Source organism: Myxococcus sp. AM011 (assembly GCF_013372595.1).
Classification (GTDB): Bacteria; Myxococcota; Myxococcia; order Myxococcales; family Myxococcaceae; genus Myxococcus; species Myxococcus eversor.
In genome coordinates this window covers 22,323-28,322 of the sequence record NZ_JABXEM010000143.1, presented here as the reverse complement: position 1 = coordinate 28,322, position 6,000 = coordinate 22,323, and the positions used below count along the sequence as shown (strand labels likewise).

7 protein-coding genes are annotated in these 6,000 nt (G+C 68.5%); 5 read left to right on the top strand and 2 right to left on the bottom strand.

Annotation, left to right across the window (positions count from 1 at the left end):
* Positions 1-1,048: CapA family protein (locus tag HUW62_RS27145; RefSeq protein ID WP_176436040.1), on the top strand; the 1,048-nt coding region annotated here is incomplete at its 5' end.
* A gap of 8 nt (positions 1,049-1,056) precedes the next feature.
* Here HUW62_RS27145 and HUW62_RS48980 read toward each other — a convergent pair.
* The gene (locus HUW62_RS48980; RefSeq protein WP_013941470.1) at positions 1,057-1,179 is read right to left on the bottom strand and encodes a hypothetical protein; all 123 of its coding nucleotides are present in this window, start codon (positions 1,177-1,179) and stop codon (positions 1,057-1,059) included.
* Positions 1,180-1,340: 161 nt separating this feature from the next.
* On the opposite strand from HUW62_RS48980, the gene prfA reads away from it, so the two are divergent.
* The 4 genes from prfA (at position 1,341) to HUW62_RS27125 (ending at position 5,135) form a co-directional block, all read left to right on the top strand.
* Positions 1,341-2,432, top strand: coding sequence for a peptide chain release factor 1 (gene prfA / locus HUW62_RS27140; protein WP_163862570.1), 1,092 nt, complete (start codon positions 1,341-1,343; stop codon positions 2,430-2,432).
* Positions 2,429-3,310, top strand: coding sequence for a peptide chain release factor N(5)-glutamine methyltransferase (prmC, locus tag HUW62_RS27135; RefSeq protein ID WP_163862567.1), 882 nt, complete (start codon positions 2,429-2,431; stop codon positions 3,308-3,310). Before prfA ends, prmC begins: the two co-directional genes overlap by 4 nt.
* 14 nt (positions 3,311-3,324) lie before the next feature.
* Positions 3,325-4,596: a UDP-N-acetylglucosamine 1-carboxyvinyltransferase gene (murA, locus tag HUW62_RS27130; RefSeq protein ID WP_176436039.1), complete on the top strand. Its 1,272-nt coding sequence runs from the start codon at positions 3,325-3,327 to the stop codon at positions 4,594-4,596.
* A 149-nt stretch (positions 4,597-4,745) separates the two neighbouring features.
* Positions 4,746-5,135, top strand: a complete 390-nt coding sequence (locus HUW62_RS27125; RefSeq protein WP_163862561.1) for a zf-TFIIB domain-containing protein — start codon at positions 4,746-4,748, stop codon at positions 5,133-5,135.
* 26 nt (positions 5,136-5,161) lie between these two features.
* Here the strand turns inward: HUW62_RS27125 and HUW62_RS27120 are convergent, their stop codons facing one another.
* Positions 5,162-5,998: a hypothetical protein gene (locus tag HUW62_RS27120; protein WP_163862556.1), complete on the bottom strand. Its 837-nt coding sequence runs from the start codon at positions 5,996-5,998 to the stop codon at positions 5,162-5,164.
* Between the last annotated feature and the right edge of the window lie 2 nt (positions 5,999-6,000).

The window sequence follows — 6,000 nt, the reverse complement described above, 5'->3', positions numbered from 1 at the left end:
CGCCCGCCCCATCACCCTCGTGGTGGGAGGGGACGTGACGCTGGGCCACAACCACCAGAAGTACTTCGACGACCAGGTGGCCAAGGGCCGCTCCCGAGAGGAGATGCTCGCCTACGGCTTCAAGGAGGTCCGGGCCCTGGGCGACGCGGCCGACCTCTTCGTCGTCAACCTGGAGTGCCCCTTCACCGAGGGCGGCGAGAAGCTGGCCAAGAACTTCAACTTCCGAGCCCGGCCGGAGCTGGTGGGCGCGCTCCTCTCGGGCGGCGTGGACGTGGTCAGCCTGGCCAACAACCACCTCATGGACTACGGGCCCCAGGGGCTGGTGGACACGCTGGTGACGCTGGAGGCCGCCCGAATCCCCTACTTCGGCGCGGGCAGGACGCTCGCCGAGGCGCGCCGCCCCGCCGTCATCACCGTGGGCGGCGTGAAGGTCGCCCTGCTGGGGTACTTCTTCCTGGGCGAGCGCAACATCGAGCCCCCGGAGGTCTATGCCACGGAGACGACGCCGGGGGTGGCCGGCCACTTCTCGGACGTGGACGTCATGGAGCGCATGCTGCGCGAGGACATCCTCGCCGCGAAGCACCTGGCGGACGTGGTGCTGCCCTTCTTCCACTGGGGTCGCGAGGGTACCTACGTGCCGGAGCCCTACCAGATGAGACTGGCCCACGCCGCCATCGACGCGGGGGCCGCCGGAGTGCTGGGCAGCCACCCCCACGTGCTCCAGGCGATGGAGCTGCACCGGGGGGCGCCCGTCGTCTACTCGCTGGGCAACTTCGTCTTCGGAGGAAACTGGAATCCGCGCGACAAGCGGGGCGCCCTGTGGAAGGGCCGCTTCGGTCCGGGGGGCTACCTCTCCAGCGAGGTGTTGCCGCTGCGCACGGACCGCTTCCCGGAACTCCCCTTCCAGCCCGTACCCGTCACCGGGGAGGCGGCCGAGGAGGTGCTGCGCCTGTTGGCCAACAGCTCCTCCGGGGTGGAGCGGATGCTCCCCGAGCTGGAACCGTGGGCAAGGCCGTCTCCCTCCCCCGCGACAGGCGGGAGGGAGTAACCGGAGCGTCAGACCTTGTTGTTGGACTGGCCCTTCTTGGCGCGGCTGCGGCGGCGCTTCAGCTGGGCCTTACGGCCCTTGGCACGGTTGGCGACCTTCTTCTTGGAACGATTTCCCTTCTGGGCGGGCATGTGGAAGGACTCCGTGTGGTGATGTGAGACCGACCGCCAAGTGGATCCGGCGGTGAGGGCGGCCCTTCTTTCATGCTACCGCCCGAGCGGCCAAGGAATTTCTTGACTCCGTCCTCCCTTGCCAGCAGCCGGACAAAGGGGCAATACCCCCTGGAACGACGATGATTGACAAACTTGAAGACGTCGAGCGCCGGTTCGAACGCCTCACCGCGGACCTGTCGAACCCCGACGTCCTCGCCGATTCGGCGAGGCTCCAGAAGGTCTCCAAGGAGCGTGCGGGCCTGGAGAAGCTGGTGGACACGTTCCGCACGTACCGCCAGGTGCTCGCCGACCTCAAGGAGGTGGAGGCGTGGCTCGACGCCGGCAGCGCCGACGAGAAGAGCTATGCCCGCGAGGCCCTCCCCGGACTGAAGGAGCAGCGCGACACCCTGGAGAGCTCGCTCAAGCTGCTCCTGCTGCCCAAGGACCCGAATGACGAGAAGAACGTCATCCTGGAAATCCGCGCGGGCGCCGGTGGCGACGAGGCGGCGCTGTTCGCGGAGGAGGTCATGCAGATGTACCTCCGGTACGCGGATCAGCGGGGCTGGAAGGCGGACATCATCGACATGAGCGCGGGCAACGCGGGCGGGGTGAAGGACGCCACCGTGACGCTGTCCGGCGACGCCGTCTTCAGCAACCTGAAGTACGAGTCCGGGGTGCACCGCGTCCAGCGCGTGCCGGCGACGGAGACCCAGGGCCGCATCCACACCTCCACCATCACCGTGGCCGTCATGCCGGAGGCGGAGGAAGTGGACGTGAAGCTCAACGAGGCGGACATCGACCGACAGGCGATGCGCTCCACGGGCGCGGGCGGTCAGAGCGTCAACACGACGGACTCCGCGGTGCGCCTCACCCACCGGCCCACGGGCATCGTGGTGAAGTGCCAGCAGGAGAAGAGCCAGTTGAAGAACTACAACATGGCCCTTCGCATGCTGCGCGCGAAGATCTACGAGATGGAGCAGGAGCGCATCCGCGCCGAGCGCGACTCCACGCGCCGCTCGCAGGTGGGCACCGGCGACCGCAGCGAGAAGATTCGCACCTACAACTTCCCGCAGGACCGGCTGACGGACCACCGCATCAGCCTGACGGTGCACAACCTGCCCGCCGTGATGATGGGCGACATCGAGGACATCATCACCGCCTGCCGCACCTACTACCAGGCGGAGGCGCTCAAGGCTCAGATGGGCGGCCCGAGGCCCCAGTCCGAAGCATGAGCAGCGAGCCCTGGACCATCCGCAAGGTCCTCACCTGGACGACGCAGCACTTCGAGAAGCGGCAGGTGGATGCGCCGCGACTCACGGCGGAAATCCTCCTGTCGCACGTGCTGAAGACGGGGCGCGTGCGGCTGTACGTGGACCTGGACCGCCCCCTGACCAAGGAGGAGCTGACCTCCTTCCGCGCGCTGATTGAGCGGCGCCTGGCGGGCGAGCCCACGCAGTACCTCACCGGAACGCGCGAGTTCTACAACCGCGCATTCAAGGTGGATGCCCGTGTGCTCATCCCCCGGCCGGAGACGGAGCTGCTCGTCGCGGCGGCCCTGAGCGTCCTGCCCAAGGACGCGCCCGCTCGCGTGCTCGATGTGTGCACCGGCTCCGGCTGCATCGCCATCAGCCTCGCGGCCGAGCGCCCCCAGCTCGCCGTGACGGCCACGGACCTGTCCCCGGACGCCTGCGCATTGGCGAGGGAGAACGCGGAGACGCTCAAGGTCTCTGACCGGGTGACGGTGCTCCAGGGAGACCTGTTCTCCCCCCTGCCCGCCGACGCGAGCTTCCACGTCGTCGTCTCCAACCCGCCCTACATCGCCTCGCACGAGATTCCCGGCCTGTCCGCGGAGGTGCGGCGCGAGCCCAAGCTGGCGCTCGACGGTGGGAACGACGGGCTGGTCGCCCTGCGACGGGTGGTGACGGAGGCGCGCAAGTGGTTGGAGCCTGGCGGCCTCCTTGCATTGGAGATGGGCGAGACGCAGGGCCCCGCTGTCCTGGAGCTGCTGCGCGCGGCCGGTTACGAGGACGCGCGCGTGGAGAAGGACCTGGAGCGGCGGGAGCGCATGGCATTTGGGACACAGCCCGCGGCCAGCGGGCCACAGGGCTGAGGGCCGGACACAGCATGGACAAGATTGTGATGAAGGGCGGCGCGGAGCTGCACGGCGAAGTCGTTGTCTCTGGCGCGAAGAACGCGGCGCTGCCCATCCTCGCCTCGGCGCTGCTGGCGGATGGCACCTCCACCTTCCGCAACGTGCCGGACCTGGCCGACGTGGCCACCATGCTCAAGGTGCTGCGCACCATGGGCTGCGACGCGGAGCGGCTCACCGCGCGCAAGAAGGACGTGTGCGAGGTGGGCGTCAACGGGGCCATCACCCCGGAGGCCCCGTACGATTTGGTCAAGACGATGCGCGCCAGCGTGCTGGTGCTGGGCCCGCTCGTCGCGCGCTTCGGCCGAGCGCGGGTGTCCATGCCCGGCGGGTGCGCCATCGGCGCGCGCCCCATCGACCAGCACCTCAAGGGCCTCAAGGCACTGGGCGCGGACATCCACCTGACGGAAGGCTACGTGGAGGCCCGGGCGAAGCAGCTCAAGGGCGGCACCGTCAACTTCGACGTCATCACCGTCACCGGCACGGAGAACGTGCTGATGGCGGCGGTGCTGGCCAAGGGCCGCACGGTGATGGAGAACTGCGCGCGCGAGCCCGAAATCGAGGAACTGGCCCGGGTGCTCAACAAGATGGGCGCCCGCATTGAAGGCGCCGGCACCTCCATCATCACCGTCGAGGGCGTGGAGGGCCTCACCCCCGTCGACCACGCCATCCTCCCGGACCGCATCGAGGCGGGCACCCTGCTGGTGGCCGCCGCCATCTCCGGCGGCAACGTGCTGGTGAAACACGCCGTCCCCGAACACCTGGACGCCGTCATCGACAAGCTGCGCGAGGCGGGGTGCACCCTCACCGCCGAGGCGGGCGGCCTGCGCTGCAAGGCCCCTCGCACCCTCCACTCGGTGAACATCACCACCACCGAACACCCTGGGTTTCCCACCGACATGCAGGCACAGCTCATGGCGCTCATGTGTGTGAGCCATGGGACATCCGTCATCAGCGAAAACATCTTCGAGAACCGCTTCATGCACGTCCCGGAGCTGCACCGTCTGGGTGCGGACATCACCGTCCAGGGGCATACGGCGGTGGTGAAGGGTGTGAAGACACTCAGCGGCGCGCCTGTCATGGCGACGGACCTGCGGGCGAGCGCTTCGCTCATCCTGGCGGGCCTGCGCGCCGAGGGGCGCACGGACGTCAGCCGCGTCTACCACCTGGACCGCGGCTACGAGCGGCTGGAGCGCAAGCTGCGCGCCCTGGGGGCGGACATCAAGCGTGTGAAAGCGAAGGCCTGAGGGATTGGGGGCCACGGGGCCGGACGACCCCAGAAGGCGCGTTGCCAACAGAAGCAGCAACCTGGGTTGCATCCCAAATTTCGCACGACCTATCATTCTCCGAACCACTGGGGACGCGTGTCCCCCATTGAAGGAGATTGACCCGCGCCATGGATTGCCCCAGCTGCAACGTCGAGATGGTTGATCTCGAGGGGGATGACCAGACGTTGCGAAAGTGTGGAGATTGCGGCGGACTGTGGATTGACGTCGCGGACCTGAACCGGGTCCTCCTCCACAACAACCTCACCGGGCTGGAGAGCCAGGGCGGTAAGGTAGACGCAGAGGCGTTGACTGGCCACTGTCCCGAGTGCCACGTCGACCTGGTCCGCGTGAATGGCGGCGACCGCCAGCACCCGCTGACCTACGACACCTGTGAGTCCTGCGGCGGTATCTTCCTGGAATCGGAATTCCAGGACGCCACCGACGTGAAGATCGCCGTCGAGGAAATCATCGCGTTCTTCCGCCACTTCAGTGGCAAGAAGAAGGCAGCCTCCCTCTAGGCGGACGACCGGACAGTCGCTCCGGCTCAGGGTTGGCCGCGGAAAGCGCGGCCCCACTCCTCGGCCGCCGCGCCGTCGAGCTCCAGCGTGGCTCCAGCCGAGGTGGCCCCTTCCGGGGCGGCCTTCTGGAGGCGCACCGTCACCTTTCCGCGATGGGGCACCTCCAGCGTGAGTCGGGAACCGGACAGGGCATAACCGCCCGTCACGGTGCTCGGCTCGCCCTCCAGCGGCTCGTGGGTGAAGCGGTACGTCCCGTCGACGAAGATGGACAGGAAGCGCTCCGGGGCGCCGTCCATGCCGCTGAACCACGTCCCCAGCAGGGGCGCCAGGCGCGCGTCGTAGCGCAGGCGGGGCGCGAGCCACGTGCCGTTGAGCGCCTTGCCTCCCGAGTAGAAAATCAAGTCGGTGACGCAGACCGGGGCGCCCTCTTCGGCGCCGGGGAAGCGCTCGGCCACCTCCAGCGTGAAGCGATTGCCCGTGAGGGAGGGGCTGATGGGGACCGCCTGGAGGCCGCGCTTGTCCTCCACCTTGAGGCTCTTGGCGGAGTCCACGCTGGTGAGGGTGAGCTTCTTCGCGCGGGCGTGGGCCTTGTACGCGGCCTTGTCCGTCCCATCTCCCGTGTAGACGCGCACCTCGTCGATGGTGACGACGTCCTTGAAGCCGATGGTGACGGGGGCCGGGGTGGCACCGGTGGCGCACCACGCGGTGGTGTCGCGGCCGTCGAGCAGGTGGAGGGGCGAGTAACGCTCGGGCTGACGCTCGCGCTCCAGATAGTCGGAGGCCTGGGCGTACCCCGGCGGGGCGTTGGACGCGGCGGGAGCGGCGGTGGAGAGCAGCAGCAAGGCGAGGGGGAGGCGGCTCATGG